Source organism: Micromonospora sp. NPDC051227 (assembly GCF_044455385.1).
GTDB lineage: Bacteria > Actinomycetota > Actinomycetes > Mycobacteriales > Micromonosporaceae > Micromonospora.
On the sequence record NZ_JBITET010000001.1, the window covers coordinates 297,122 to 323,775 of the forward strand.

General features: G+C 72.3%; 23 protein-coding genes. 9 read left to right on the plus strand and 14 right to left on the minus strand.

The annotated features are described in order from the left end of the window. Positions 1 to 16: 16 nt before the first annotated feature. The 4 genes from ACIA47_RS01440 to ACIA47_RS01455 all read right to left on the minus strand — a co-directional run bounded on the left by ACIA47_RS01440 (position 17) and on the right by ACIA47_RS01455 (position 3,235). Positions 17 to 1,021 carry an ABC transporter substrate-binding protein gene (locus ACIA47_RS01440; protein ID WP_396704485.1) on the minus strand — a complete coding sequence of 335 codons (1,005 nt, stop codon included), beginning with the start codon at positions 1,019 to 1,021 and terminating at the stop codon, positions 17 to 19. Between the two features lie 23 nt (positions 1,022 to 1,044). Then, positions 1,045 to 2,016: an ABC transporter permease gene (locus ACIA47_RS01445; protein WP_396704487.1), complete on the minus strand. Its 972-nt coding sequence runs from the start codon at positions 2,014 to 2,016 to the stop codon at positions 1,045 to 1,047. Positions 2,017 to 2,181: 165 nt separating this feature from the next. Next, a complete protein-coding gene (locus ACIA47_RS01450; protein WP_396704489.1) occupies positions 2,182 to 2,898 on the minus strand; it encodes a cupin domain-containing protein in 717 nt (238 codons plus the stop codon). Continuing rightward, entirely contained in the window at positions 2,891 to 3,235 is a 345-nt protein-coding gene (locus ACIA47_RS01455; RefSeq protein ID WP_091398731.1) for a cupin domain-containing protein, read from the minus strand. Before ACIA47_RS01455 ends, ACIA47_RS01450 begins: the two co-directional genes overlap by 8 nt. A gap of 93 nt (positions 3,236 to 3,328) precedes the next feature. Here ACIA47_RS01455 and ACIA47_RS01460 point away from each other — a divergent pair, with 93 nt between their 5' ends. The 3 genes from ACIA47_RS01460 (at position 3,329) to ACIA47_RS01470 (ending at position 6,009) form a co-directional block, all read left to right on the plus strand. Beyond that, a complete protein-coding gene (locus tag ACIA47_RS01460) occupies positions 3,329 to 4,402 on the plus strand; it encodes a LacI family DNA-binding transcriptional regulator (RefSeq protein ID WP_396704491.1) in 1,074 nt (357 codons plus the stop codon). Next, entirely contained in the window at positions 4,399 to 5,418 is a 1,020-nt protein-coding gene (locus ACIA47_RS01465) for a phosphotransferase family protein (protein ID WP_396704493.1), read from the plus strand. Before ACIA47_RS01460 ends, ACIA47_RS01465 begins: the two co-directional genes overlap by 4 nt. Positions 5,419 to 5,523: 105 nt before the next feature. After that, on the plus strand, positions 5,524 to 6,009 hold the full coding sequence (locus tag ACIA47_RS01470; RefSeq protein ID WP_396704495.1) for a GNAT family N-acetyltransferase: 486 nt from the start codon (positions 5,524 to 5,526) through the stop codon (positions 6,007 to 6,009). Between the two features lie 111 nt (positions 6,010 to 6,120). On the opposite strand, the gene ACIA47_RS01475 is transcribed toward ACIA47_RS01470, so the two are convergent. Next, positions 6,121 to 7,392 (minus strand): MFS transporter, encoded by a 1,272-nt coding sequence (locus ACIA47_RS01475; RefSeq protein ID WP_396704497.1) that lies wholly within the window; start codon positions 7,390 to 7,392, stop codon positions 6,121 to 6,123. 76 nt (positions 7,393 to 7,468) lie between these two features. After that, on the minus strand, positions 7,469 to 8,368 hold the full coding sequence (locus ACIA47_RS01480) for a LysR family transcriptional regulator (protein WP_396705325.1): 900 nt from the start codon (positions 8,366 to 8,368) through the stop codon (positions 7,469 to 7,471). A 158-nt stretch (positions 8,369 to 8,526) separates the two neighbouring features. Here ACIA47_RS01480 and ACIA47_RS01485 point away from each other — a divergent pair, with 158 nt between their 5' ends. Then, positions 8,527 to 9,465: an SDR family NAD(P)-dependent oxidoreductase gene (locus ACIA47_RS01485; RefSeq protein ID WP_396704499.1), complete on the plus strand. Its 939-nt coding sequence runs from the start codon at positions 8,527 to 8,529 to the stop codon at positions 9,463 to 9,465. 56 nt (positions 9,466 to 9,521) lie between these two features. Here the strand turns inward: ACIA47_RS01485 and ACIA47_RS01490 are convergent, their stop codons facing one another. Beyond that, positions 9,522 to 10,082, minus strand: coding sequence for an NADPH-dependent FMN reductase (locus tag ACIA47_RS01490; RefSeq protein WP_396704501.1), 561 nt, complete (start codon positions 10,080 to 10,082; stop codon positions 9,522 to 9,524). Positions 10,083 to 10,219: 137 nt separating this feature from the next. On the opposite strand from ACIA47_RS01490, the gene ACIA47_RS01495 reads away from it, so the two are divergent. Further along, on the plus strand, positions 10,220 to 10,693 hold the full coding sequence (locus ACIA47_RS01495; protein WP_396704503.1) for a MarR family winged helix-turn-helix transcriptional regulator: 474 nt from the start codon (positions 10,220 to 10,222) through the stop codon (positions 10,691 to 10,693). A 38-nt stretch (positions 10,694 to 10,731) separates the two neighbouring features. On the opposite strand, the gene ACIA47_RS01500 is transcribed toward ACIA47_RS01495, so the two are convergent. From ACIA47_RS01500 to ACIA47_RS01525, 6 genes are all read right to left on the minus strand, one after another. Continuing rightward, positions 10,732 to 11,232 carry a DUF1772 domain-containing protein gene (locus ACIA47_RS01500; protein WP_396704505.1) on the minus strand — a complete coding sequence of 167 codons (501 nt, stop codon included), beginning with the start codon at positions 11,230 to 11,232 and terminating at the stop codon, positions 10,732 to 10,734. 48 nt (positions 11,233 to 11,280) lie between these two features. Beyond that, on the minus strand, positions 11,281 to 13,128 hold the full coding sequence (locus ACIA47_RS01505; protein ID WP_396704507.1) for an IucA/IucC family protein: 1,848 nt from the start codon (positions 13,126 to 13,128) through the stop codon (positions 11,281 to 11,283). Then, positions 13,125 to 13,718, minus strand: a complete 594-nt coding sequence (locus tag ACIA47_RS01510; RefSeq protein ID WP_396704509.1) for a GNAT family N-acetyltransferase — start codon at positions 13,716 to 13,718, stop codon at positions 13,125 to 13,127. The genes ACIA47_RS01505 and ACIA47_RS01510 overlap by 4 nt, the downstream gene beginning before the upstream one ends. Beyond that, entirely contained in the window at positions 13,715 to 14,992 is a 1,278-nt protein-coding gene (locus ACIA47_RS01515) for a lysine N(6)-hydroxylase/L-ornithine N(5)-oxygenase family protein (RefSeq protein ID WP_396705327.1), read from the minus strand. The genes ACIA47_RS01510 and ACIA47_RS01515 overlap by 4 nt, the downstream gene beginning before the upstream one ends. A gap of 35 nt (positions 14,993 to 15,027) precedes the next feature. Further along, positions 15,028 to 16,566, minus strand: a complete 1,539-nt coding sequence (locus tag ACIA47_RS01520; RefSeq protein ID WP_396704511.1) for a pyridoxal phosphate-dependent decarboxylase family protein — start codon at positions 16,564 to 16,566, stop codon at positions 15,028 to 15,030. A gap of 82 nt (positions 16,567 to 16,648) precedes the next feature. Further along, positions 16,649 to 17,680 carry an ABC transporter substrate-binding protein gene (locus ACIA47_RS01525; protein ID WP_396704513.1) on the minus strand — a complete coding sequence of 344 codons (1,032 nt, stop codon included), beginning with the start codon at positions 17,678 to 17,680 and terminating at the stop codon, positions 16,649 to 16,651. Between the two features lie 73 nt (positions 17,681 to 17,753). On the opposite strand from ACIA47_RS01525, the gene ACIA47_RS01530 reads away from it, so the two are divergent. The 4 genes from ACIA47_RS01530 to ACIA47_RS01545 are packed head-to-tail and all read left to right on the plus strand — an operon-like array spanning position 17,754 to position 22,823. After that, positions 17,754 to 18,866 (plus strand): FecCD family ABC transporter permease, encoded by a 1,113-nt coding sequence (locus tag ACIA47_RS01530; RefSeq protein ID WP_396704515.1) that lies wholly within the window; start codon positions 17,754 to 17,756, stop codon positions 18,864 to 18,866. Then, on the plus strand, positions 18,863 to 19,891 hold the full coding sequence (locus ACIA47_RS01535) for a FecCD family ABC transporter permease (protein WP_396704517.1): 1,029 nt from the start codon (positions 18,863 to 18,865) through the stop codon (positions 19,889 to 19,891). The genes ACIA47_RS01530 and ACIA47_RS01535 overlap by 4 nt, the downstream gene beginning before the upstream one ends. Positions 19,892 to 19,920: 29 nt before the next feature. Beyond that, positions 19,921 to 20,745, plus strand: a complete 825-nt coding sequence (locus tag ACIA47_RS01540) for an ABC transporter ATP-binding protein (protein ID WP_396704519.1) — start codon at positions 19,921 to 19,923, stop codon at positions 20,743 to 20,745. Further along, a complete protein-coding gene (locus tag ACIA47_RS01545; protein WP_396704521.1) occupies positions 20,742 to 22,823 on the plus strand; it encodes a penicillin acylase family protein in 2,082 nt (693 codons plus the stop codon). Before ACIA47_RS01540 ends, ACIA47_RS01545 begins: the two co-directional genes overlap by 4 nt. Before the next feature lie 61 nt (positions 22,824 to 22,884). Here ACIA47_RS01545 and ACIA47_RS01550 read toward each other — a convergent pair whose 3' ends face one another. Next, positions 22,885 to 26,595 (minus strand): S8 family serine peptidase, encoded by a 3,711-nt coding sequence (locus ACIA47_RS01550; RefSeq protein ID WP_396704523.1) that lies wholly within the window; start codon positions 26,593 to 26,595, stop codon positions 22,885 to 22,887. Positions 26,596 to 26,654 lie beyond the last annotated feature (59 nt).

Below are 26,654 nucleotides of genomic sequence, written 5' to 3' on the forward strand. Positions count from 1 at the left end.
CGCGGCGGTCACCGGGTCACCCCTGCGCCGCGTACGAGGAGTCCCAGTACGCGCTGGGCGCTCCCGGGTCCTTCAGCTCGGCGTAGCGGGACATCAGGTCGATGGTCTCGGTCCACTGGGCCTCGGTGTTCACCCCGGGCGGGCCGTCCGCGCCGATCAGCGGCATGTTGAGGGTGAGCTGCTTGGTGAGCACCTCGGGCGCCGGCTCGTTCTCGGCGAGAGCCGTCATCGCGCTCACCGCGCCGGCCGGGTCCCGGGCGGCGTCGGCCCAGGACTTCTGGGTGGCCCGGACGAACTTGCGGACCAGCTCCGGGTCCTTCTGCAGGGTCTGGGTGTTGGCGATCAGGCCGGTGCCGAGCAGGTTCATCCCGTAGTCGGCGAAGAGCAGCACGTCGACCTTCTTGCCGGTCTTGCTCTCGATGGTGGGCGCCTGATCGTGGAAGAAGCCCATGATGGCGTCGACCTTGCCCTCGGCCAGGGCGGCGATCTTGCCGGCGGCGTCGACGTTGACCACCTTGACGTCGTCCTTCTTGAGGCCGTTCTTCTCCAGCCAGGCCGGGAAGGTCGCGTAGAGGGCGTCGCCGGGGGTGCCGCCGACGGTCTTGCCCTTGAGGTCGGCCGGTGTCTTGATGTTCTCCTCGGTGAAGAATTCCACCGAGGAGGGTCCCTTCTCCAGGTACGCGCCGAGGCTGCGCACCGGCATGCCGCTGGCCACCGACTTCAGCAGCACCGGGCTGTCCGCCCACCCGAAGTCGGTCTGCTTCTGGGCGACCTGCTTGACGGTGTTGCCCGAGCCGTTGCCGGGCAGGATCTTCAGGTCGATGCCCTCGGCGGAGTAGTAACCCTTCTGCAGGCCGTAGTAAAAGGGCGCATGCTCGCCATAGGGCACCCAGTTGAGGGTGAGGGTGACCTGCTTGCTGCCGTCGGCGTTGGTGCTGCCGGCGGGATCGTCACCACCGCAGCCGGCGGCGGCGAGGAGCAGGGCGGCGGTGGCCAGGATGGTGGTGGCGGTGCGTTTCATCGGTGCCTCCGTGATGGGGTCGGTCAGGAGGTGGTGAGGGACACGCCGGCCCGGCGGCTGGCGTGCCACGGAATGAGCAGTGCCTCGGCGATCTCGACCAGGACGAACAGGACGATGCCGATGGCCGACATCAGGATCAGGTCGGCGAACAGCAGTGGGGCGTCGAGGTTGCCGTTGGCCAGCAACAGGACGTAGCCGAGCCCCTCGCTGGCGCCGACGAACTCACCGACCACGGCACCGACCACGGCGAGGGTGACGGCCACCTTCAGGCCGGCCATCAGGTGCGGCAACGCGTTCGGGAAGCGGATCTTGCGGAAGGTGCGCCATGGCCCGGCGCCCATCGTGGCGGCGAGGTCGAGCAGCTCCGGGTCGGTGGAGCGCAGCCCGGCCACGCCGGAGATGACCACCGGGAAGAACGCGATGAGCACCGCCAGGATGATCTTCGGGGTGAGGCCGAGGCCGAACCAGACCACCAGCAGCGGCGCGATGGCGATCTTCGGGATGACCTGTGCGAACAGGACGATCGGGTAGAGCGCCTTGTCCAGGGTGCGGGAGTAGGCGATGGCGACCGCGGTGACCAGACCCAACGCGGCGGCCAGCACGAAGCCGAGCACCGTCTCGTAGAGGGTGACCACTGTGTGCCGGGCCAGCTCGGACCACTGCGTGGTCATCGTCTCCCACACCTGGCCGGGGGTGGGCACCAGGTAGTTCGGGACGTACTCGCGGGCCGCCACGAACCACCAGGCGGCGAAGAAGACCGCGAGCACCAGCGCCGGGCGCCAGAGCGAGTCGGCGAAGGTCACCGCGCGGCGACCGAACGTGGGACGTGGTGGACGGCCGCCACCGGGTGGCCGTTTCACCACCGTGGACGAAGCCGTGCCGTCGAGGCCGTCCGCCGCATCGACACTGCCAGGCCCGGCAGCGGCTGCTCGCGCACCGCCGGCCCGGTCGGCGGCGGCCTGCCGGCCCGCCGTGTCCAAAGAGTTCTCGGTCACGCGGAACCTCCTCGGGGCCCGGTACGGCACCCATGGACCGGGCCGCCGGCGGATCAGGCAAACGCTTTCCTGGAGCGTAGGCGGCCCCCTCACGCCGGGCAAGCCCTTTCCTCCATCTGTTTCCGCCGATGCCTGGCAGTGGCCCCAGCTGTCCCGAAGGGACGGTCAGCCGGCCGCCGGGTAGGTGTCGAGGAGGCCGCACATACCCAACCGGCCCCGCTCGACCGGCTCGTTCACCGCGTACACCCCGGCGTCGCCCAGGTGGCCGGGATCCCCCCGCTCCAGGGCGTCGAGCTGCGCGGCGGTGTCGGCGGCGGCGCGGCCCGCGCCGGCCTCCCACCGCTGCCGCCACCGCGCCAGCAACGGTTGGCGCAGGGCGGTCGCGGCGGCGTGGAACGCGGCCAGCGCCGCCGGCCCACCGGAACGCAGCGCCTGGAAGCCGGTCACCGCCAGATCCCGCCGACGGTACGCGGCGTGCACGTCCGCGCCCGGCGCTCCCCCGCCGGGCAACGCCACCGCCGCGGCGTACGCTGCCGGGTCGGCCAGCACCTCGGGTGGGAAGGTCAGCACCGCGTCGCCGGCCTCGGGCAGCCCGCTGTTCTGCATCAGCACCACGATGCTCAGCCCGCCGGTGTTGACCAGGCGGTGGACGGTGCCCGGCTGGAACCAGACCACCACCCCCGGCCGCAGCGGCGTCTCCCGGAAACCGGCGGTGGTCAGGGTCTGCACCGCGCCCTCGCCGTCGGTCACCACGTACCCCTCGGTGCAGCACAGGTGCACGTGTGGGGTGCCGCCGACCAGGCCGTCCGAGGCCACCGTGTCGTAGACGCGCAGTCGGGACACCCCGATGCCGCCGGGGAGCGGCGCCGGCCGATCAGGCATCGAAGTACTCGTCGGTGTCGTCCGCTGCCGGCAGGGACACCAGCAACACCGTGAGGTCGCCGATGGCCCGGTGCCGGCAGCCCGGCTTGATCAGGAACGCGGACATCGGCCGGGCGGGATGACGTACCCCGTCCAGCTCGATCTCGCCCTCACCGGCGAGCACGACGTAGTACTCGGTGGCGATCCGGTGGTGGTGGGTCACCGCGTCCTGCACCTGGAGCAGATGCACGCTGGCCTGGCCCTCGCTCTCGGCGATGAAGCCCCGGCGGGTGGTTCCACACGAGCAGCGCCGGGCGGGAAGGTCGTCAAGTTGAAGTACCGCGAAGCGATCGGACATGGCCGGGCCTCCCTGCGGGAAAGGGCTTTCTCTGCGGTACGGTGACGCTAGCCGGCACGACGAAACGCCGTCAACAGATCGAGGGGGCGGGCCATGGCGACCCTGTCCGATGTGGCCCGCCGAGCGGGCGTATCGCCCGCCACCGCCTCCCGCGTCATCAACGGCAGCAGCAAGCCGGTCACCGACGAGCTGCGCGAACGGGTGCTCGCTGCCGTCGCCGAGTTGCAGTACGTGCCGAACGCGCACGCCCAGCTGCTGGCCCGCTCGCACCGCAGCGCGGTCGGCGTGATCGTGCACGACGTCTCCGACCCGTACTTCGCCGAGATCACCCGGGGGCTACAACGGGTCGCCACCGACCAGGGCCGGCTGCTGATGATCTGCAACAGCTACCGGGACCCGGACCGCGAGTTGGAGTACGTGGAGCTGCTGCGCGGCCACCAGGTGGCGGCGCTGATCCTGGCCGGCTCGGGCTACCACGACGAGGCGTTCACCCGGCAGCTCAACGAGAAGCTCGCCGCGTACGAGGCCACCGGCGGGCGGGTGGCGGTGATCGGCCGGCACGAGCACTCCGGCGACGCGGTGATGCCGGACAACCGGACCGGCGGCTACCTCGCCGGGCGGGAGCTGTGCGGGCTGGGGCACCGGGCGATCGGCGTGGTCGCCGGTCCGCGCATCCTTACCACCACCACCGACCGGCTCGCCGGGCTCCGGCAGGCCCTCACCGAGCAGGGCCGCGAGCTGCCCGAACGGCGCATCCGGTACGCGGAGTTCGACCGCGACGGTGGCGCCGAGGCCACCGCCCGACTGCTCGACGCCGACCCGGAGCTGACCGCGATCGTGGCGCTCAACGACTCGATGGCCATCGGCGCGCTCGCCACCCTGCGCGCGCGTGGGTTGGCCGTGCCGCACCAGATCTCGGTGCTGGGTTTCGACGACATGCCGATCGCCCGGGACGTGACCCCGGCGTTGACCACCGTGCGGCTGCCCCTGGTCGACATGGGTGTGCGGGCGATGTCCCTGGTGCTCGGCGTCGGGGCCCCGACGCCCCGGGTCGAGGTGCTCCCCGCCGAGCTGGTCCGCCGCGACACCGCCGGACCCGTCCCACCGTCCACCCGCGCCACAGCGGGTTCCGCCCCACGGGCACGCCGAGGTGACACCGCGTCGTGACCGGCGTCAGTCCGACCCAGCGGACCCTCACACCCGCCGACGTGGCGCACCTGATCGGTGCGTCGGTCGGGCCACAAGCCCGGGTCCGGGACGCCGGTCCGCTGGCCGGCGGCGGGTACGCGACGGTCTGGTGGGCGCTGCTGGACGACGACCGTCGGGTGGTACTGAAGCTGGCTCCGCCGGCCGGAACGCCGCTGCTGCGCTACGAGCACGGGCTCTGCGCCGCCGAGGAGCGCTACTTCCGGCTCGTCGCGCAGCGGGCGCCGCAGGTCCCCGTCCCCCCGGTGCTCTGGCGGGGCGCCGACCCGGCGTACGGCGAGTGGTTGGTCACCGCGCTGCTGCCCGGCCGGTCGCTGTCCGACCTGGCCGAGGCCGGTGTCATGGCCGACGACGGCCCGGCGCGCTACGACCTCGGGGTGGCCCTCGCCGCGTTGCACCGGGTCACCGGCGAGCGGTTCGGGTACGACGACGACCGGGCCGCCGGGCCGACCTGGCGGGCGGCGTTCACGGCGATGCTCGACGCGCTCCTGGCCGACGCGGTCGACTGGGACGTCCGACTGCCGGTGACCCCGGCGCAGCTGCGCGCGCTGGTGGGGCGGCACGCCGACGTGCTCGACGAGGTGCGCCGCCCGGCGCTGCTGCACTTCGACTGCTGGGACGGCAACGTGCTGGCGGCGCCCGACGGCGACGGCCGGTTGCGGCTGCGCGGCCTGGTGGACGGCGAGCGGTTCCTCTACGGCGACCCACTGCTGGACCTGGTTTCGCCGCTGCTCTTCCGACGCGCCGAGGACGAGCCGGAGCACCCTCTGCTGCGCGGCTACCAGGCCAGCGCAGCCGAACCGTTGGTGCTGAACGCTTCGGCACGCCGCCGGCTCGGTCTCTACCGGCTGCATCTGTACCTGCTGATGACTGTGGAGATGCCGAGCCGCGGGATGACCGCGCGCAGCCATCCCGAGCGGTCCGCCCGGCTGGCGGCCCTGCTCGACGAGGAGCTGGCCGCGCTCGCCTCGGGCTGACGCCCGGCGCGGGTGGCGTCCGGCGCGTGGTCGGACGCAGGCCGCACAGATGCACCAGCGGATAACTGATTGTCCGGGGCCCCTGCCCGGGCCTAACCTCCCCGGGTGCTGATTCGGGAGTTCGTCGACCGGGACTGGTCGCAGGTGTGGCCGATCATCGAGGAGGTGATCCGGGCGCAGGAGACCTTCGTCTACGACCCGGCGATGACCGTCGAGCAGTCGTACGGCATGTGGGTCGAGGCAGCGCCGGGGCGGACCGTCGTGGCGGTCGACGGCGAGCGGGTGCTCGGCACCGCGAAGATGGGCACCAACCGGCCCGGGCCGGGCGCGCACGTGTCCACCGCGAGCTTCATGGTCGCCGCCGACGCGCGGGGCCGGGGCGTGGGCACCGCGCTGTGCCGCGACGCCCTCACCTGGGCCCGCCGGCAGGGGTACGCCGGCATGCAGTTCAACGCCGTGGCGGAGAGCAACAGTTCCGCGGTGCGGCTGTATCGGCGGGAGGGCTTCGAGGTGGTCGGCACCGTGCCGGGCGCGTTCCGTCACCCCACCCTCGGCCGGGTCGGCCTGCACGTCATGTACCAGGAGTTCTAAGGCCAAGCCCCGCCCGCGCCCGCTCGTGTCGATCATGGACTTGTGGTGGTGTGCGAAAGGGGCGTGCTTTCACAACGTGCCCACCGTAAGTCCATGATCGACCAGGAGGGCTCAGCCGCCGGCCGGGGCCGGGCGCAGTCCGGGCTGCCCGGCGGCCGGGTCCGCGCCGGCACGGCGGATCGGGGTGAAGAGGCCGCCGACGGCGACCAGCAGGCACCCCGCGCCCGCCGCGAGCGTGACCGCCGGAGCACCGTAGCGGCCGGCGGCCCAGGTCAGCATGACAGCGCCGGCCGGACCGAGGGCGTAGTGCGTGCTCCAGAACGCCGACGTGACCCGACCCAGCAGGTGATCGGGGGTGATCTCCTGGCGCAGGGACATCGAACAGATCCCGCCGACGCTGAGACAGCACAGGTACACCGCGGTCAGCGTGGTGACCGCGGGCACGGTGGTGGCGAGGCCGACCCCCGCGACGGCGAAACCGCAGGTCGCGTGCGCGCCGATCCAGGTGGGGCCGAAGCCGCGACGGCGGCGCAGCGGCGCCACCAGCAGCGCGCCGGCGACCGTGCCCAGCGCCGCCAGGCCGAGCACCGTGCCGACGGTGCCCTCCGAGCCGCCGAGGTCGTACGTGACGTGGTAGATCAGCACGTCGACGAAGCCGTAGGTGAGGAAGATGAAGACCGACAACAGGACGGTCAGCGCACGCAGCACAGGCTGTCGCCACAGGAACCGCGCCCCGGCCACGAACTCAACCAGCGGGCGTTGCCGGGCCACCCCCTCGTCCACCTGGACGGGGCGCAGTCGGATCAGCCACAGGCCGGCCGTCGAGAGCGCGAAGCTCGCCGCGTTGACGGCGATGGCGGTCGCCGGGCCGAAGCGGGCGGCCACCACACCGGCGAGCAACGGCCCGAGCACGGCCGCCGCCGCGTACGTCGCCTGCAACCGGCCGTTGGCCTCGGTGATCCGGTCGGAGTCCACGAGATTGCGCACCGCGGTCACCGCGGCGACCTGGAACAGCATGCCGGCCGCCTCGCAGATGGGCAGGACGACGAAGAGCAGCCAGACCTGCGAACCGGCGAGCCACGCCAGTGGCACCAGGGCGTACAGCACCACCCGGGTCAGGTCCGCCACGATCATCAGGGTGCGGCGGTCGTACCGGTCGACCAGCACCCCACCGAAGATCCCGGCGACGACCGACGCCGCGCCCGCGACGGCGGTGAGCAGGCCCATCTGCGCCACCGACCCGGTCGCCTGGAGCACCAGCAGCGGCACCGCCAGGTAGGCGAACGAGTCGCCGGCCGCCGAGAGCGACTGGGCGACCCAGTACGTGCCGAAGGTCCGGTCCCGCCAGAGCGGAGCCCGACCAGCGGCGGCGGATCGGCTCATCGCGCCAAGGGTAGTGAACGCACCCCTCCGACGCTGGCCGTGGGCGTTGCGGCGCGGTGAGCCGGCCGGCTCACCGTCAGCCGGTGCTGGTGAGGTCGGTGGTCGCCGCGAGTTCCGTCACCACGTCCAGGAACCGGTGCAGCGCGGGCGCGGTGTTGCCCGCCAACCACACCATCTCGGTGTGCGCGTAGGCGCCGGCCAGCGGGACGAACACCACGCCGGTGCGGCGAAGACTCGCCGCCGAGCAGGCGAGCCGGGTGACGCCGAGCCCGGCGGCGACCAGGCCGAGGAGGCTCTGCACGCCGGCCTCTTCCTGAACGACTGTCGGTATGAAGCCCGCTTCCCGGAACTGGTCCTCGTAGGCGCGGTGCCAGGGTTCCCAGGAGCTGCGCGGGGTCATGACCCACGGTTCGTTCGCCAGGTCGGCGAGGGTCAACTCGTCGCGCCCGGCGAGCGGGTGGCCCTCGGGCAGCACCGCGCAGACCGGTTCGGTCGTCAGCCTCCTGGACTCCAGGCCGGGAACGAGCGGGGTCCGGGTGAAGGCGACGTCGAACCGCCCGTCGAGGACGCCCTGCACCAGTGTCGCGATGCTGGTGGATTCGGTGGTCAGGTGCAGGTCGGGGAGGTGGTGGCGGACTGCCCGGACCACCGGGGGCAGCAGATGGTTGGCGACGGTGGTCAGAAAGGCGAGCCGGAGGGTGCCCACCTCACCCCGCAGGGCCCGTTCCACGACGGCGACGGCCTGCTCGGCGCGGTCGATGACGGCGCGCGCCTCGGACACGAACAGGGTGCCGATGTCGGTGAGGGTGGTGCCGCGGCTGTCACGGTCGAACAGCTTCGCGCCGAGGGCGCGTTCCAGGGCGGTGATCTGCTGCGACAGCGACTGCTGGGCGATCATCAGGCGGGCGGCGGCCCGGGTGAAGCTCAGCTCCTCCGCGAGGACCAGGAAGTACCGCAGTTGTCGCAGCTCGGGCATGGCCACAGGAACAGACTGTAGCCACGCCAGGAAGCGCGTGTTGGCCGTCCGGACGGACCTCCGCGCACGATCGGTGCGAAGGGCGGCGCCGACACACCGTACGCCGGTACGGCGAGCCGGCACGGCCACGTGAGGACACCCACCGAAGGAAGACGATCATGTCGGAAACACGCGTCAGCACGCCGTTCGACGCTCAATCCACCGCCGCCGACGTCGTGGCCGGTGTCGACCTGACCGGGCGACGCGCCATCGTCACCGGCGCCTCGTCAGGCATCGGGGTGGAGACCGCCCGGGCGCTGGCCATGGCGGGCGCCGAGGTGACCCTGGCGGTGCGGGACGTGCGGGCCGGCGAGCGGACCGCGCAGGAGATCGGCGCCGGGGCTGGGAACAGGCTGCTCCGGGTCGCGCCGTTGGACCTGTCCGACCAGCGGTCGGTCGCCGCGTTCGTGGCCGCCTGGGACGGGGCCCTGCACATCCTGGTCAACAACGCCGGGGTGTCGGCGACACCGGAGATGCGCACGGCGGAGGGTTGGGAGTTGCAGTTGGCCACCAACCACCTCGGCCACTTCGCGCTCGCCAACGGGCTGCACCGGGCGCTCGCCAGGGCCGGTCGGGCCCGCGTGGTGTCGCTGAGTTCCATCGCCCACGTTTCGGCCCCGATGGTCTTCGAGGACGTCAACTTCCGGGAACGCCCCTATGACCGTCTGCTCGCCTACGGCGAGTCGAAGACCGCCACCGCGCTGTTCGCGGTCGAGGCGAACCGGCGCTGGGCCGGCGACGGCATCACCGTCAACGCGGCCAACCCGGGCGCCGTCGCCACCAACCTGGGACGGCACCTCACCGAGGAGGACTACGCGAACCTTCCGGCGTACGACTTCAAGACCCCGCAGCAGGGAGCCGCGACCTCCGTGCTGCTCGCCGCGGGGCCGCAGCTGGAGGGCATCGGCGGCCGGTACTTCGAGGACTGCCAGCAGGCGGTGCGCCACGACCCGGCGGACCCGCTGCGCGGCGTCGCCGACCACGCGATCGACCCCGCGGCGGCGGCGCGACTGTGGCAGCTCTCGCTGGACCTGTTCGCCGATGCAGAGCGTGCCTGAACGTCCGGAAACGGCCGTGGGATCCCCCACGGCCGTTTCCGGACGACGCGAAACGCTCAGCCCTTGCGCAGCGGAGCGAGCGCCGTGCTCCAGGCGACCACCTGGTCGAGCGTGGCGGTCAGCGAATCCTGGTGGAACTGGTTGGGCTTGAAGACGCTGAAGTTCTCGAAGTCGGTGAAGAGCGACAGCGCGACCTGCGAGCGCACATCGGCCATCTGGAGCTCACCGGAGATCAGACGCAGGTGCTCCACGGCGCGCGTCCCGCCGACCGAGCCGTAGCTGACGAAGCCGACGGCCTTGTTGTTCCACTCGGCGTAGAGGAAGTCGATCGCGTTCTTCAGGGCGCCCGAGGTCGAGTGGTTGTACTCGGGGGTGACGATGATGAACCCGTCGAACGACGCGATCGTCTCGGCCCACCGCTTGGTGTGCGGCTGGGCGTACTGGCCCATCGAGGGCGGGTACGCCTCGTCGAGGTGCGGCAGCTGGTAGTCGAGCAGGTCGATCAGCTCGTACTCCGCGTCGGAGCGCTGCTTGGCGATCTCGAGCACCCAGCGGGCGACGGCCTCGCCGTTACGCCCCGGGCGGGTGCTTCCGAGGATGATCCCGATCCTGGTCATGTGTGGCGCCTTTCAGAGGTCATTGCCTGACGACGGGAACGCTAACCGGTGCTTGATTGGTCAAGCAAATAATCGACCTATGGGCGTGGTCACACGGAGGGTGAGCATTTGCTCAGTCAAACAAGTATGGTAGGAGGATGTCCAACCCCTCCGCAGCGACTCCGCAACCCCTCACTCCAGACGAGGAATCCCTGGTCCGCGCCCTGGGCCAGGTGATGCACGTCCTGCCCCGTGCGATCGACGCGGACATGGTCGGTGACCGTCAGCTACCGCTCACCGAGTACACCGCGCTGATGAACCTCTCCGAGACACCGGACCGGCGGATGCGCATGAACGAGCTCGCGGCGCTCTGCTACCTCTCGCTCAGCGGCATGACCCGCACGATCATCCGGCTGGAGACGCAGGGCTTGGTCCGGCGGGAACGGTGCGAGGAGGACGCGCGCGGCTGGAACGCCGTCCTCACCGACGCGGGCTACGCCCGCCTGCAGGAATCCTGGCCCAGCCACCTGGCCGCCGTACGCCGCCGGTTCCTCCAGCACTTCGAGGGCTTCGACCTCGCCCAGCTGGCCCGCGCGTTCCAGCGGGCCGGCACGGCAGAGCCGACCGACTGAGCCGACGCCGGCCCGGTCGGTCGCCCTCCCATCCGGCCTCAGCCGAGCAGCCGACCCTCGGCCACCAGCGCCCACGCCAGCAACCCGAAGGCACCGGTCGACGCGACGGCGCGGACCACGTTGCCGCGTACCCAGGTGACCTCGAACCGGGCCCGCAGCGCCGCGAGGTCGGTGGCGTCGTCGACGTCGCCGGCGCGGGCCAGCACGTTGTTGAGCGGCACGTTGACCACGGCGGTGACGCCGAGCACCACCAGGTACAGCAGCAGCCCGGCGACGGTCCACGGCAGCACCGCCCGACGCTCGGCCCCCAGGTGCAGCACCGCCGCCAGCAGCGTGAACAGCAACGCGCCACCGAAGCACACAGCGAACCAGCCGTTGAGGATCGACTCGTTGATCCGCCGCATGGCGAGCACCAACGTCCGGTCGTCGGTGCGGGCCAGACCCGGCATGACCGCGTACGCGAAGGCGGCGAACAGCCCGGCGGTCAGGCCGGTGGCCAGCGTGGCGGCGAACAGGCTCGCGGTACTCAGAACTCCCATCCGCCTATTGCACCCGTTGGCGTGCCCGCTGACCAAACGCGACTGCGGTCACCGGGCCGGGGCGTGGGCGGCGAGCGGGTTGGTGAGGGTGCCGACGAACTGGAGCGCCGCCGACGGGTCGGCCAGGTCGATCATCTGCTGGTTGTCGCGCAGTTGCAGCCGGTTGAGGCAGGACAGCGTGAACTCCGGGGCGAACAGGTCGTAGTGGCGGACCCGCTCGGCCAGGTGCGGCACCCGGTTGAAGTAGTCGGCGGCGCAGGCCGCGACAGTGCGCCAGAAGTCGCCCTCGGCGAGCACACCGGCTTCGACCAGGACCGCGTTGAGGTGCCGCAGGAAGCAGTCCACCACGTCGGTGAAGATGGTCAGCAGCTTGGTGTCGTCGGGCACCTCGACGCGGATCCGCTCCACCGCCGGCGGCAGCTCGACCTTGTCGCTCATCACCGCGATCTCCTCGGCGATGTCCTTGAAGATCACCCGCTGGACGGTGTCCTGCTCGTCGAGGACCAGGATGACGTTCTCGCCGTGCGGCATGAAGGCTAGGTCGTGGGCGTAGAAGCTGTGCAGCAGCGGGGTCAGGTAGGCGTCCAGGTAGCGACGCAGCCACACCTCGGGCGCCAGGCCGGACCGGGCGATCAGCGCCGCCGCCAGTGAGCCGCCCTCGTCGTCGACGTGCAGCAGCGCGGCCATGGTGGACAGTCGCTCCCCCGGTGCCAGCTCGGGCACCGGGCTCTCCCGCCACAGGGCGGCCAACATCTTGCGGTACGGGGAGGTGCGCTCGGTCGCCGCCTCGTACTGCCGGTGCCGGTAACCCACTGCGGCCCGCTCCCGGATGACGGTCAGGCCGGTGCCGGTCAGCACCTCGTCGGCGGCGATCAGGTCGGCCAGCCAGTCGTTGATCGCCGGGGTGGCCTCCATGTACGCGGCCGACAACCCCCGCATGAAGCCCATGTTCAGCACCGACAGCGCGGTCTTCACGTAGTGCCGACCCGGCGCGCTGACGTTGAAGAAGGTGCGGATGGACTGCTGGGCGAGGTACACGTCCGGCCCGGGGCCGAGGTGCACCAGCCGCCGCTCGGCCAGCTCCCCGGCGAAGGTGACCGCCAGCTTGTTCCACCACTGCCACGGGTGCGCCGGGATCAGGTGGTAGTCGGCGAGGTCCAGCCCGAGATCGGCCATCGTGGCCGCGAACCGGGCCCGGGTCTCGGCGTCCAGCTCGCCCTCGATGAGCGTGTCGTAGTCGAGGTCGGCGGCGCTGCTGAACGTCGAGTGGTCCCGGTGCGCGGCCAGCCACTCCAGCCGCACCGGCGCGGCGGCCTCCGGGGCGTACCGGTGGTACTCGTCGACGCCGAAGCCGAGCCGGCCGTTGTTCGCCACGAAGCAGGGGTGGCCCTCGGTCATCGAGGTCTCGATGGTCTGGAAGTCCGCCTCGGCCAGCTCGGCCGCGCTCGGCGCGGCCTGGGCCAGCTTGTACGCCGTACCCGCCAGCGTCGAGGTGATCTCCTCCAGGTAGACCGGGAGCACCCGCGCGGAGAGCCCGAGGGTGTCGCGCAGTTCGACGATGAGGTCCACCGCGTCCGGGGCCAGGGAGGTGCCGTCGCGGTCTCGGGTGATGCTGTCCGCGTCGATCTGCCAGTGCGCCAGGGCGAGCACTCGCGCCGCGAACCGGTAGGTGACAGTGCCGTCGTCGTTGCGGACCTCGTACCACTGCCGGTCGTCGGGGCCGGCCACGGCCTCCGGGGTGAGCAGCCGCTCGTGGGTGAACTCGGCGAGCGCCTTGCGGACCAGCAGCCGGTTGGCCCGGGCCCAGCGCTGCGGGGTGAGGTGCCCGACCGGGTCGCCGAAGGCGTTGTGCGCGGTGGCGACGGGCGGGCGGGTGGGGACGGCGGTGGTGGTCACGCCGGGGCTCCTTCGGTTCGGGTGACAGCGGCGCGGTCGGCAGCGGCCTGGAACTGGGCTCGGGTGCAGACGCTGAGCAGCGCGCCCTTCTCGGGCTTGGCGATCGGGCCGACGACGGTGAAGCCGACGGCGGCGTTCAGCGCGTGCACGGCGGTGTTGCGCACGTCCGGTTCGACCACCACCCGCCGGGTCGTCGGGTCGCCGAAGAGCCACGCCATGACGGTGCCGATCACCGCCCGGGTGAAGCCGTGCACGGGCGCGTCGACCGGCGCGCAGAGGAAGTGCATGCCCACGTCACCGGGCTGGTGGTCGTACAGGCCGACCAGTTCGACGTGGGCCGGGTCGTAGCGCTCCGCCAGGAAGGCGGGACTCCCCTGCCACAGGCCGAGGTACGCGTCGTGGTGCGGGTGCTCGGCGATGCGCCGGTACTCCTCGGTGACCTGGGCCAGGTCGGCGTCCTGCATCATCCAGAACGCCGCCTTCGGGTGGGTCACCCAGGTGTGCAGCAACGCCGCGTCGCCGTCCGGATCGAGCGGCCGCAGCGCGAACTCACCGAGCCCCTCGTCAACGCGGGTGAAGACGGTGGTCACGACGACACCCCGAAATCCTGGAAGGTGATGCTCTTCTCGATCGGGTAGTGCTCGCGGCCGAGCAGCTCGCGGATGATCCACGAGTTGCGGTAGGCGCCCATGCCCAGGTCCGGTGAGGTGATGCTGTGCGTGTGGGTGCCTGCGTTCTGCAGGAAGATGCCCCGCCCGCTGTGGTCGATGCTGTAGTTGCGGGCCACGTCGAAGCGGCCGTGCGCGTCCCAGCGGATCCGGTCCCGTACCGGCGTGAGGAACTCCGGCACCCGGTAGTGGTAACCGGTGGCCAGGACCAGCCCCTCGGTACGCAGCACGAAGTCGCGCTCCTGCTCCACCTGACGCAATCCCAGCGTGTACTGCCCGTCCTGGTGCTCGGCGGCGACCAGTTCGGTGTTGGTGAGCAGGCGGGTGTTCACCGGCCCGTCCACGCTGTGCGCGTAGAGCAGGTCGAAGATGTCGTTGATCAGGTCGGCGTTGATCCCCTTGAAGAGGCCCTTCTGCTCGGACTCCAGCCGGTAGCGGGTCGCCTCGGGCAGCGCGTGGAAGTAGTCCACGTAGTCCGGTGAGGTCATCTCCAGCGTCAGCTTGGTGTATTCGAGCGGGAAGAACCGCGGCGACCGGGTCACCCAGTTGAGCTGGTAGCCGTAGCGGTCGATGTCGCCGAGCAGGTCGTGGTAGATCTCGGCGGCGCTCTGCCCGCTGCCCACCACTGTGATGCTGCGCTTGGTGCGCAGCGCCGTGCGGTGCTCCAGGTAGTGGGAGTTGTGCACGGCGTCGCCGGGCAACTCGGCCACGGCCGGGGGCAGGTGCGGCGGGGTGCCGGTGCCGAGCACCAGATGCCGGGCCCGGTACTGCACGGTCTCTCCCGTGCCGGTGCTGGCCCGCACCACGTACCGCCCGTCCGCGGGGTCGTACTCCACAGTGGTCACACTCTGACCGAAGCGCAGGTTCGGCAGTTTCGCCGCCGCCCACCGGCAGTACGCGTCGTACTCACTGCGCAGCGGGTAGAAGCTCTCCCGGATGTAGAACGGGTAGAGCCGGCCGATCTCCTTGAGGTAGTTGAGGAAGGAGTACGGCGACGTCGGGTCGGCGAGGCTGACGAGGTCGGCGATGAACGGGGTCTGCAACCGGGCCGACTCCAGCAGCATGCCGGGGTGCCAGGCGAGGCTCGGCCGGGCCTCCAGGAACACCCCGTCGAGTTCCTCGATCGGCGCGGTGAGGCAGGCCAGGCCCAGGTTGTACGGGCCCAACCCGATGGCGATGAAGTCATGGGTGGACATCGGGGTCTCCAGGCGCGGGTTCGTGATCACCGGCGTCAGCCGACGGGACAGGTCAGGTCGGCGTCGACGTGGTCGTGCACGTACTGGCCGGCGTGGGTGGCGATCAGGTCGAGCACGTACCCGACGTCGTCGACTGTGGTTTCCGGGTTGAGCAGAGTGAACTTCAGGAAGTGCCGGCCGTCCACCCGGGTCCCGGCGACCACGGCGAGACCGGACGCCGCGAGAGCCTCCCGGGCGTGCAGGTTGGCGGCGTCGGCCAACTCCCGGCCGGGGCCGGTGGGCAGGTAGCGGAACACCACGGTGCTGAGCTCCGAGCGCGTCACCACTTCGAAGCGCGGGTCCTCGCTGACCAGTTGCCAGGCGTCGGCGGCGCGGTCGACGACCTCGTCGAAGAGCCCGCCGAGCGCGTCCGGTCCCATCACCCGCAGGGTGAGCCAGAGCTTCAGCGCGTCGAAACGGCGGGTGGTCTGCAAGCTCTTGTCGACCTGGTTGGGAATGCGCTGCTCCACCATCCGGGCCGGGTTGAGGTAGTCGGCGTGGTAGGTGACGTGCCGCAGCGTCCGCCGGTCGCGGACCAGCAGCGCGCTGGAGCTGACCGGCTGGAAGAACGACTTGTGGAAGTCCACAGTCACCGAGTCGGCCCGCTCGATGCCGTCGAGCAGGTGCCGGCGCGTCGGCGAGACGAGCAGACCGCAGCCGTACGCGGCGTCCACGTGCAGCCAGACGCCAGCCGCCGCGCAGATCCCGGCCAGGTCGGTGAGCGGGTCGATCGAGCCGAAGTCGGTGGTTCCGGCGGTGCCGACGACGGCCATCACCACCAGCCCGGCCTGCCGGCACCGGGCGATCTCCTCGCGGACGGCGGCCGGCCGGATCCGTCGCCGGGCGTCGGTGGGTACCGCGATCACCGCGTCCGGGGCGAGGCCGAGCAGTTTGGCCGACTTCTGCACGCTGAAGTGGCCGGCGGCGGAGGTGAGCACGCGCAGTCGGGGCAGCAGTTCGGCGCGCGCCGCCGGGCCGATGGCGTCGGCGCACGCCTCCTCCCGGGCCAGCAGCAGCGCCTGGAGGTTGGACTGGCTGCCGCCGCTGGTGAAGATGCCGTCGGCGCGGGGGCCGAGGCCGATCCGCTCGGCCGTCCAGTTGATCAGCCGGCGCTCGATGAGGGTGGCGCCGGCGCTCTGGTCCCAGGTGTCCAGTGAGGAGTTCACGGCGGTGAGCACCGCCTCACCGAGCAGGGCCGGAATGGCCACCGGGCAGTTGAGGTGGGCCAGGTAGCGGGGGTGGTGGAACCAGACGGCGTCGCGCAGGTAGACGTTCTCCAGCTCGTCGAGGGCGGCGCCGGCGTCACCGAGCGGACGGTCCAGGTCCACCCGGTCGACCAGTGGGGCCAGCTCGGCCGGCGTGATCCCGGTGCCTGGACGGTCCACGGTGGCCACTCGGCGGGCGACCCGGTCGACGCCGTCGGCGATCGTCCGGCGGTACTGCTCGACCGAGCCGCCATGCAGCAGCTGGGCCCGCGCGGCGGTTGACGCCGGTGGCGGCGTGGTGGTCTCGACGGGGTACGTCGGCACGGTCACGGAATGTCCTTCCACGTTCTCGACGAGGGGCAGCCGGAATCGACCCCAGGCGCAGCGGCGCGCCTCGGGGAAGCGGTGTGCGTCAGCTGACCTTCTTCGCGTTCCGGATGGCGGTGGCGAGGTTCTCCAGCAACGGCGCGGAGCCGGCGTACGAGAAGCGGGGTACCGCGTCCCACGGGCTCACCTGGTTGGCCTTGACCGCCGGCAGTTGCTGCCAGGTCGGCTTGGCGGTGAGGTCCTTGGCCTGCAAGGCGGTGCTGCGGTTGTCCAGCAGGATCAGGTCGGCCGGGAACTTGCCGGCGCTCTCCCAGCTCAGCGCCTCGAAGTAGTCGCCGGCTTCGAGCTTGGTGGGCACCACGATGTCGACGCCCAACTCGGCGAAGTACATCAGGTCGGTGCTGACCTTCGGGTTGGAGACGTAGAAGAGGTCGGGGCTGCCGGAGCAGGCCATCACCTTGATCCCGGGATTGGCCTTGACCGCCTGACGGACCGCCTCGGCGGCGGCGTCGAAGCGGGCCTTTCCGTCGGTGACCTTCTTCGCGGACAGGTCGGCGCCGAGCGACTCGGCCAACGCCGCGTACCGCTCGATGGGCTTGGTCATCGGCACCCGGGCGGTGGTGATCGCCACACTCGGTGCCAGCGGGAGGATCTTGGCCTTGCTCTCGTCCGGCACGTACCAGAGCGCGTCCGGGTCGTACATGTGGGTGACCAGCAGTTCGGGACGCAGCGCCGCGTACTTTTCCAGGCTGAACTCGCCCCACACGTTGCCGAGGATCTCGACGCCCTCGACGTTCAGGTCGCCGGCCTGTGGCTCGGCCGTTCCGTCGGCGCGCCTGGTCTCACCGAACACGCCCACGAGCTGCTTGTCGAGACCGAAATCGATCAGGGCCGCCGCCACACCGGTGAAGGCCACCACGCGGGTCGGACGGGCCGGGGCCTCGACCTTCGTGCCACGGTCGTCGGTGAACGACCAGGGCCCACTTCCGTTGCCGGCGGCGGGTTTCGCGGCGTCGTCAGTGCCACAGGCGGCGAGCAGGGTGGCCAGCGTGGCAGCGCCACCGGCGGCCAGCAGACCACGGCGGGAGAGGCGGCGGGCGGACAGGGCATCGGGCATGGTGTTGTCTTTCGATCAAGGGTTGGCCGGGGTCGACCGGGGCAGCGGGGTTAGGTTAGCCTAACCTCGGTCATTGTCAACAGCGGTACGCCGTGTCGCCACCACCCCGGAGCCCACACTGGACGCCACACCCACCGTCACCCGACCGGCACCGCCCGTGCCGGCCAGGGAAACGGCCGCACCCCCGAGCCGGCGTGGCCGTCGGGCGGCCCGCGCCGCCGGCCTGGTCACCGCCGTGGCACTGCTCGCGGTGATCGTGGTGCTCAGCATCGCGGTCGGCGCGAAGGCCATGCCGCTCGCCGACGTCTGGTCCGGGTTGCTGCACCGCGACGCCACCGAGTACGCCGTGGTGCACCGGATGCGCCTGCCCCGCACCCTGCTCGGGCTGATCGCCGGCGCCGCCCTCGGTGTGGCGGGCGCGGTCATGCAGGCCCTCACCCGCAACCCGCTCGCCGACCCCGGACTGCTCGGCATCAACGCCGGCGCGTCCGCGGCCGTCGCCACCGCCGCCGCGTTCCTGGGCGTCACCGCCGTCGGCGGGTACGTCTGGTTCGCGCTGCTCGGCGCGGCGGCGGTGACCGCGCTCGTCTACGCCGTCGGCGGCGGACGCGGCGCCACCCCGGCCCGACTCGCGCTGGCCGGGGCGGCGCTCAACGCCACCCTCTACTCCTACGTGAGCGCGGTGATGCTGCTGGACACCGCGTCGCTGGAGCGGCTGCGTTTCTGGACGGTCGGCTCACTGGCCAGCGCGGACTCCGCGACCGTGACCCGGGTGCTGCCGTTCATCCTCATCGGGCTGCTGGTCGCGCTCGGTGCCGCCCGCCCGCTGAACGCGCTGGCGCTCGGCGACGACGCGGCGCGAGCCCTCGGCGCTCGACCCGCACTCGTCCGCGTCGCCGTGATCGTCGCGGTCACCCTGCTCTGCGGCGCGGCGACCGCCGCGTGCGGACCAATCGTCTTCGTCGGGCTGCTGGTGCCGCACCTGGTCCGCGCCCTGACCGGCCCGGACCTGCGCTGGCTGCTGCCGTACTGCGCGGTGCTCGCACCGGCGTTGCTGCTCGGCGCCGACGTGCTCGGCCGGGTGCTGGGCCGCCCCGGAGAACTCCAGGTCGGCATGGTGACCGCCGTGCTGGGCGGCCCGCTCTTCCTGTGGCTGGTCACCCGCCGACCGGTGGCGCAACCGTGACAGTTCTACGTACTTCATGGGGGTTGTCGCTGCGGTTCCGGCCCCGCGCGTTGGGCGTCGGGGCCGGCGCGACGGTGCTTGCCGCCGGGTTCGGTCTGGTGGCCCTGGGCAGTGGTGACTACCCGATGGGGCCGGCGGACGTGCTACGCACGCTGACCGGCGGTGGCACTGTGGCGGAGCAGTTCATCGTGCTCGAGCTGCGCCTGCCCCGGCTGGTCACCGCCCTGTTGGTCGGTGCGGCGTTGGCTCTCGCCGGCACGGTGTTCCAGTCGCTGGTCCGCAACCCGTTGGGCAGCCCGGACATCCTCGGCTTCACCCAGGGCGCGTCGACCGGGGCGCTGGTGGTGGTCGTCCTCGGTGGCAGCAGCCTGGCGTTGGCCGGCGCGGCGGTCGTCGGTGGCCTCGGCACCGGCCTGGTGATCTACGCGCTCGCCTGGCGGCGCGGAGTGCACGGCTACCGACTCATCCTGGTCGGCATCGGGGTGGCCGCGATCCTGACCGGCGTCAACGGCTACCTGCTGACCCGGGCGCCCCTGATGGAAGCCGCCCGCGCGGTGCTCTGGCTCACCGGCAGCCTGGACGGGCGAGGCTGGGCCAACGCCGGGCCGCTGCTCGCCGTCCTGGTCGTGTTGGCGCCGCTGGTGCTCGTCGGCTGCGCCCCGGCGCTGCGGATGATGGAGTTGGGCGACGACGCGGCCAGCGCCCTGGGCGTGCCGGTACGCCGGCTGCGCCTGGTGCTGCTCGCTGCCGCCGTGCTGCTGGTCTCGTTCGCGGCGGCCGCCGCCGGGCCGGTGTCCTTCGTGGCGCTCGTCGCCCCGCATGTGGCGAAACGACTGACCCGGGCCCCGGGTCCGAACCTGCTGCCGTCGATGGCCGTCGGCGCGGCGCTGCTGGTCGGGGCCGACCTGGTGGCGCAGCGCGCGTTCGCCGGGCACCAACTCCCGGTCGGCGTGGTGACCGGCGTGATCGGCGGCGGCTACCTGGTCTGGCTGCTGGCGATGGAACGTCGGGCGGGCCGGCTGTGAACACCCGTGACGCCCTCGAAGGAGCACCCATGCGACCCGGCGATTCCCGACTCGGCGGCACCGCGCTGACCCTCGCCTACGACCAGCGCACCATCGCCGAGAACCTGACCGTGGCGGTGCCCGACAGGTCCTTTACGGTGATCATCGGCCCGAACGCGTGCGGCAAGTCGACGCTGTTGCGCGCCCTGTCCCGGATGCTGCGCCCCAGCGCCGGTGCGGTGCTGCTAGACGGACGGGACATTCACGATCTGCCGGCCCGCACTGTGGCCCGTACGCTCGGCCTGCTGCCGCAGTCGTCGATCGCACCGGACGGCATCAGCGTCGCCGAGCTGGTCGCCCGGGGTCGCTACCCCCATCAGGGGCTGCTGCGGCAGTGGTCCCGCGAGGACGAGCGGGTGGTCGAGGAGTCGATGACCGCGACCGGGGTCGACGATCTCGCCGACCGGGCGGTGGACGAGTTGTCCGGCGGGCAGCGGCAGCGGGTCTGGATCGCCATGGCGCTCGCCCAGCAGACGCCCCTGCTGCTGCTCGACGAGCCGACCACGTACCTCGACATCGCCCACCAGATCGAGATCCTGGACCTCTGCGCCCGGTTGCACGAGGAGCAGGGCCGCACCCTTGTCGCGGTGCTGCACGACCTGAACCACGCGGCCCGCTACGCCACCCACCTGATCGCCATGCACGACGGGCGCGTGGTGGCCGCCGGGGAGCCGGCGTCGGTGGTCACCGCCGAGCTGGTGGCGGAGGTGTTCGGGCTGCCCTGCCGGGTGATCGACGACCCGGAGACGGGCACCCCGCTGGTCGTCCCCGCGGCCCGACGCCGCGCTACCACCCTGGCCCCGGAGCCGGCGTGAGCGAGCAGAGCGGGCGAACCAGCAAACACAGCAACGAGCGCCGTTTCCGCGACCCGTGGGGGGTGCCGCACCTGCGGGCCGACGACCCGCTCGCGCTGGCGGCGGCGCAGGGCCGGGTGACCGCGTACGACCGGGCCTGGCAGATCGAGGTGGAACGGCACCGCGCCCAAGGCACCAGCGCGGCGTTCCTCGGCCCCGACGCGCTCGGCTGGGACCGGTTCGTCCGGCAGGTCCGGCTCGACGACACCGCACGCCGGTGCCACGCGGCGCTGGACCCGGCGACCGCCGAGTGGGTGGGCGCCTACGTGGACGGCGTCAACACCGGTCTCGCCGCCGGGGCGGCCCGGTCACCGGAGTTCGCCGCCACCGGGCTGCGCCCGGGTCGGTGGGAGCCGTGGACACCGCTCGCGGTCTGGCTGGGTCACCACATCCTGTTCGCCGGGTTCCCCGGCAAGCTCTGGCGCGAGCACGTGGCGCAGCGCCTCGGGCCGGACGCGATCGACCTGTTCGCCACCGACGGACCGGCCGTGGCCGGCAGCAACGGGTGGCTGCTCGCCGCGGAGCGCACCGGCACCGGGGCCGCGCTGCTCGCCGGTGATCCGCACCGGTTCATCGAGGATCCCGGCGTCTACCAGCAGATCCGGCTGGCCTGCCCGGAGTACGACGTGGTCGGGTTGGCGGTGCCCGGTGTGCCGGGCATCGCGCACTTCGGGCACACCGGTCCGGTGGCCTGGGCGATCACCAACGCGATGGCCGACTACCAGGACGTGTACGCGGAGCGGCTACGCCGCGACGGCCCCCAGGTGCAGGCGCTCGGCCCGGCCGGCTGGCGACCGGCGCACAGCCACGTCGAGACGATCGAGGTGGCCGGGGCCGAGCCGGTCGAGGTCGAGGTGGTAGAAACCGATCGTGGTCCGGTGATCGCCGGTGGGCCGGACGACGAGACGGCCGTCAGCCTGCGCTACCCGCCCCGGGTCCGGGGCGACCTCGGTTTCGCGACGCTGCCGGAGCTGCTGCGCGCCCGCACGGTGGCCGATGTCGACCACGCGCTGCGGCACTGGGTGGAGCCGGTCAACGTGGTGCAGGCGGCGGACACCGCCGGAGGGCTGTTGCACCGGGTCGCCGGGGCGGTGCCGGTACGGCACCCGGAGAACGGCCGGCGGGTGGTCCCCGGATGGGACGCCGCGTACGCCTGGCAGGGCTGGCACGCGCCGATGCCCCGCGCCGAGGTGGTCGGTCGGGCGGTGATGGCCAACGAGCGCGGGCTGGCGGCGCCGCTCGGGGTGGAGTTCGCCCCACCGCACCGGGCGCATCGCATCGCCGAGCTGCTCGACGCGCGTTCGGCCTGGACGGCCGACGAGATGGCCACTGTGCACACCGACACGTACCTGGGCGCGGCCGGGCCGCTGCTGACCGTGCTGGAAGGCTTGACCGGGCTCGGCCCGGCCGCCGCCGCGCTGCGCGAACGGCTGCTGCGCTGGGATCGCCGGATGGCCGCCGACAGCACTGACGCGGCGGCCTACGCCCTCCTGCGGGCGGCTGTCGTACGCCGGATCGCCGCCCACCCGGCGCTGGCCGCGCTGGCCGAGCTGCCCGCGTACCCCGAGGTGTTCGCGCCCTGGCTGGCGCTGACGTCACGCGTCGGTCACGCGCTGGAGCACCTGCTCGGCACGACCCCGCTGCCCGGTGTGGACGTCACCGCGCTGGTACGCGCGGCGGCCGAGGAGGTCGCCGACGCGACGGCCGGGCAGATGCCCTGGGGGGACCTGCACCGGCTGGCGCCGTGGCGGGCCCTGCCCGGCCCGGACGCCGGGCCCGGCCCCCGGCTCGGCGGTGACCACGACTGCGTGTTGGCCACCTCCAGCGTCCCCGGGGTCACCCACTGGTGCTTCCGGGGGCCGGCCGCGCGCTTCGTCTGGGACCTGGCCCGCCGCTCGGACAGCCGCTGGGTGGTCCCCCTGGGCGCCTGTGGGGTGCCCGGCGACCCGCACCACGACGACCAGAGCGCCGCATGGCTGGCCGGGGACCTGCTGCCGGTCGTCACGGACTGGGACCAGCTCGCCGAGGAACTCCACTGACGGCACCGGCCGCCGCTCGGGGTGTTTCGCGCACCCTGAGCGGCGGCCGGCCGCAGTGCTGTCAGCGCAGGCCGAACGCCCGGCTGATGCTCTGGCTCACGGTGTTGCCGGCGGTGTCGCGCGCCGTGGTGCGCAGGCTCACGAAGCCGGCCTTCGCCGGCGCGGCCAGCGAGGTACGCCAGCCGTCGCCGTGCCGGGTCAGCCGCTGTTTCTGCCAGGTCGCCCCGTCGTCGTAGGACACCTCGACGGTCACCGCGCCGATCGTGCCGGTGACGTCGGGCAGGTGGGAGGCGACAACGGTCAGCGGTGCCCGCCGCGACGCCCTGCCGGCGGAGTCGATGGCCACCTGGTAGTCGAGCTGGATCATCGGCAGCACCTCGGCCGATTCCTCCCCGGTGACCGCCGAGTGGAAGCCCCACTCGGTGCGGGTCTGCCGGGAGTACGGGTTGGTCCACGCGGCCCGGTCGTTCTCCACCACCAGCCGGTACGGCAGTCGCTGAGACGCCAGCCCGGAGACCTGGAGGTACTCGGCGTTACCCCAGTTCAGCTCCCTGTCGCCCTGGTAGAGGGTGGTCCGGTTGACCATGTCGTAGTTCGCGTACGCCTCACCGATGTGCCCGCCCCCGTCGCCCCAGCCGGGCGCGGGCAGATAGACGGTGTCCAGGTACCGGACCGGCACGTAACTGCCGCCCATCCGGGGACGCTGGATCGGCCCGAACCAGGTGACGGCGTTCGGCTTGCCGGCCGGGTACGTGGTCACCGCCATCAGGTGCTGACCGGTCTCGCCGGCGATGAACGCGTCGTCGATCCACCGCTGGTCGGCGCTCACCCAGTCGGTGCGTCGGCCCTGCGCCGGGGCCGGCTCCTGGTTGCTCGACGCCCAACCGCGCCAGATGTCGGTGCGGAACTCCAGCGCCTTGCCCTGCCGGTAGTTGCGGAACTCCACGTCGACCCGGGCCAACTGCCGCTTCGTGGGCCGGTAGGTGGGGTCGGCCGGCACCGTGCCGGTCCAGTGGTGCGCCACGTCGTACAGGTAGCTGGTCTCCGGGTGCGACTCGACGGTGAGCCGCACCGCGCCGCGCTCCAGCGCGGCGATGAGCTGCCCACCCTCGTCGGCGCCGAGGGTTGCCACTGTCACCGGGGCCGGGCTCTCCGGGCTCCACGCGAACTCGTCCCACGGCTGGAGCCGCCCGACACCGTCGTTGACCACCAGCAGCAGCTTCGCCCCGGCCGCCGCGGCGGCCTGCGCCTGGGTGGCGATGTCCACGCTGTCACTGCGACGCACCACCACGGCCCGGTCCCGGACCGGCCGCTTGGCCAGCCCCGCCGCCGACGCGTCGGCGACGTAGACCGCGTCAAGCTGGCGACGACCGGCCGGCAGCGCCGGGGTCGCCCGCTTCACCAACAGATCGTCGTACGAGCGACCGCCCGCCGAAACGGTCAGGGCCGGCTGCTCCAACCGCCACCGGGCACCGAACTCGAACTCGCCGTCGGTCACCGGACGGCTCGTCGGCAACGCCCACATGCTGTCGTACGAGTCGTCGGGCAGCACCTGACTCTCGGTGAGACCGTTCTTGGTGGACCGGTGGATGTCCATCCGCAGCGCGCTGGCGGTGGCCTCCTGCGGCACCCGGGCCTGCACCTGTCGGGCGGCGCGCGCGTCCAGGGTGACGGTGCGGTCGCGGTCCAGGTGCACGTCGGTGAAGCTGAGCATCGCCATGCCCTTGGAGTGCGGCCCGTGCGCACCGCGCACGTCCGCGGAGATCCAACCGTTCCAGCTCGCCACCGGCAGCCGCAGCGTGGCGGTGCCGCTCTCGGGCAGGTCCACGGCCGTGAACAGGGTGTCGGCGGTGAGGATGACCTTGCCGACGAGCGGCTTGCCGTCGCGGTCCTTGGCGACCAGCGTCAGGTTCTGCCGCTGACCCTCCTTGCCGGCCCCGATCAGGGTGCGGCCGCGCACGGTACCGGCGTCGTCGGTGGCGACGATCATGCCGCTGACCTGCTTTTCCACCGGCAACTTGTCGTACGCGGCGGTCACCGTCACGGTGGCGGTGCCGCCCGCCGGCACGGTGACCCGGTCGGCGGAGAGCGCGAACAGTCCGGCCGGCGCGGTGGCCGCGTCGAGGGCCAGCTTCAGTGCCACCGGCGTGCTGCCGAGGTTGGTGTAGGTGACCGTACGGTCGACGGTCGAGCCCGGCTGCTGCGGCCAGGCCTGGAAGCCGGAGTAGGCGCTCGGGGTGGCGAAGACTGTGGCGTGCGCGGCGGCGACCGCGTCGACCCGGCCGGCACCCGCCTGGTACGGGGTGTACTCGGGGGTGGCCTTGACCGTGCTGACCAGCGCCTCCTTGATCCGCTGACCGGTCCAGTCCGGGTGCGCGGCGGCGACCAGCGCAGCCGTGCCGGCCACGTGCGGGGTGGCCATCGACGTGCCGCTCATCAGCGTGTAGTCGCCGGAGCCCCGCACGAGGTGCGAGCGGGCCGCCAGGATGTCCACGCCGGGGGCGGTGATCTCGGGCTTGAGCCCGCCGTCGCCGGCGCGTGGCCCCTGGCTGGAGAAGTCGGCGAGGTGGTCGGTGGCGTCGACGGCACCCACCGTGAGCGCGGAGTTCGCGGCACCCGGGCTGCCGATGGAGGCCGGGCCGCTGTTGCCGGCGGCGATCACGAAGAGGGCGCCGGTCTCGGCGCTGAGTCGCTCGACCGCCTGGCTCATCGGGTCGCTGCCGTCGGTGGCCTCACCGCCCAGGCTCATGCTGACCACCCGGGCCTTCTGCTCGCGGGCCGCCCACTCCATGCCGGCGATGATCCACGAGTTCTGACCGCTGCCCTCGCTGTTGAGCACCTTGCCGATGTGCAGCCGCGCGCCGGGGGCGACGCCCCGCTCGACGCCACCGGACGCGGCGCCGGTGCCGGCGATCGTCGAGGCGACGTGCGTGCCGTGGCCCTTGTAGTCGAGGATGTCGGGCTCCTCGGGCACGAAGCTGCTGGACTCGGCGATCTGGCCGACGAGGTCCGGGTGTTCGGCGTCCGCACCCGAGTCGAGCACCGCGACGTCGACACCGGTGGCGGTGTTGCCCTCGGCCCACAGCTTCGGCGCGCCGATCTGCGCGGTGGACTCGGCCAGGTCCGCGTGCACCCGACCGTCCAACCAGACCTTGGCGATGCCGTTGGCAAGGGTCGGGGCGTCACCCGTACGCCGGGTCGAACCGGCGGTCAGCGCGGTCCAGAACCGGTCGGCGGTGGCGCGCTGACGGGTCAGCGCCGCGCCCTGCACGCTGTCCAACTGTCGGACCAGTTCCCCGCCGTCGACGGTGGGGCGGGTGCGGTTGCGGGCCGCCGCGTCGGTCATCGTGACGATCAGCGGAAGCGCGTCGGTGTGCGCGTCGTCGTAGCCGTCGGCGATGAGGTCGGTGACGTTGAACAGTTGCCGGTCCAGCACCCCGCTGGTCACATAGGACAGGGCCGCGTCCGGGTAGACGTAGGTGTCGCCGTCGCGCACGGTGCGGTGGAAGCTCGGGGTGCTGCCGTCCGGCCGGCGCACTGTCGACACCGTGCTGCCGTCCGCCGCGGTGGTGACAGTGACCGTGTCACCGGTGATCAGGGTGACGGTGGACGCGCGTCCGGCTGCGGCCGGGGGTTGACCCGCCGGGCGGTCGGGGTTGTTCGGCGGGGCGGCGGCCGCTCCCGCGCCGGGTGGGGTGAACCCGGCCGCCAGGGTGAGGGCGGCGCCGAGGGCGATCAGCCCGGATCGGCGGCGCCGGTGAGACAGAGTCACGATGACCTCTTTGCGTCGAGAAGTGGTACGCACCACAGCATCGACGCAGAGCCCACCCC

What these genes read in the sequence shown, in the direction of transcription:
- ACIA47_RS01440 (WP_396704485.1), bottom strand. Translation starts at nt 1,021, where the DNA reads ATGAAACGCACCGCCACCACCATCCTGGCCACCGCCGCCCTGCTCCTC.
- ACIA47_RS01515 (WP_396705327.1), bottom strand. Translation starts at nt 14,992, where the DNA reads ATGTCCACCCATGACTTCATCGCCATCGGGTTGGGCCCGTACAACCTG.
- ACIA47_RS01525 (WP_396704513.1), bottom strand. Translation starts at nt 17,680, where the DNA reads ATGCCCGATGCCCTGTCCGCCCGCCGCCTCTCCCGCCGTGGTCTGCTG.
- ACIA47_RS01540 (WP_396704519.1), top strand. Translation starts at nt 19,921, where the DNA reads ATGCGACCCGGCGATTCCCGACTCGGCGGCACCGCGCTGACCCTCGCC.
- ACIA47_RS01460 (WP_396704491.1), top strand. Translation starts at nt 3,329, where the DNA reads ATGGCGACCCTGTCCGATGTGGCCCGCCGAGCGGGCGTATCGCCCGCC.
- ACIA47_RS01500 (WP_396704505.1), bottom strand. Translation starts at nt 11,232, where the DNA reads ATGGGAGTTCTGAGTACCGCGAGCCTGTTCGCCGCCACGCTGGCCACC.
- ACIA47_RS01495 (WP_396704503.1), top strand. Translation starts at nt 10,220, where the DNA reads ATGTCCAACCCCTCCGCAGCGACTCCGCAACCCCTCACTCCAGACGAG.
- ACIA47_RS01450 (WP_396704489.1), bottom strand. Translation starts at nt 2,898, where the DNA reads ATGCCTGATCGGCCGGCGCCGCTCCCCGGCGGCATCGGGGTGTCCCGA.
- ACIA47_RS01455 (WP_091398731.1), bottom strand. Translation starts at nt 3,235, where the DNA reads ATGTCCGATCGCTTCGCGGTACTTCAACTTGACGACCTTCCCGCCCGG.
- ACIA47_RS01485 (WP_396704499.1), top strand. Translation starts at nt 8,527, where the DNA reads ATGTCGGAAACACGCGTCAGCACGCCGTTCGACGCTCAATCCACCGCC.
- ACIA47_RS01490 (WP_396704501.1), bottom strand. Translation starts at nt 10,082, where the DNA reads ATGACCAGGATCGGGATCATCCTCGGAAGCACCCGCCCGGGGCGTAAC.
- ACIA47_RS01480 (WP_396705325.1), bottom strand. Translation starts at nt 8,368, where the DNA reads ATGCCCGAGCTGCGACAACTGCGGTACTTCCTGGTCCTCGCGGAGGAG.
- ACIA47_RS01475 (WP_396704497.1), bottom strand. Translation starts at nt 7,392, where the DNA reads ATGAGCCGATCCGCCGCCGCTGGTCGGGCTCCGCTCTGGCGGGACCGG.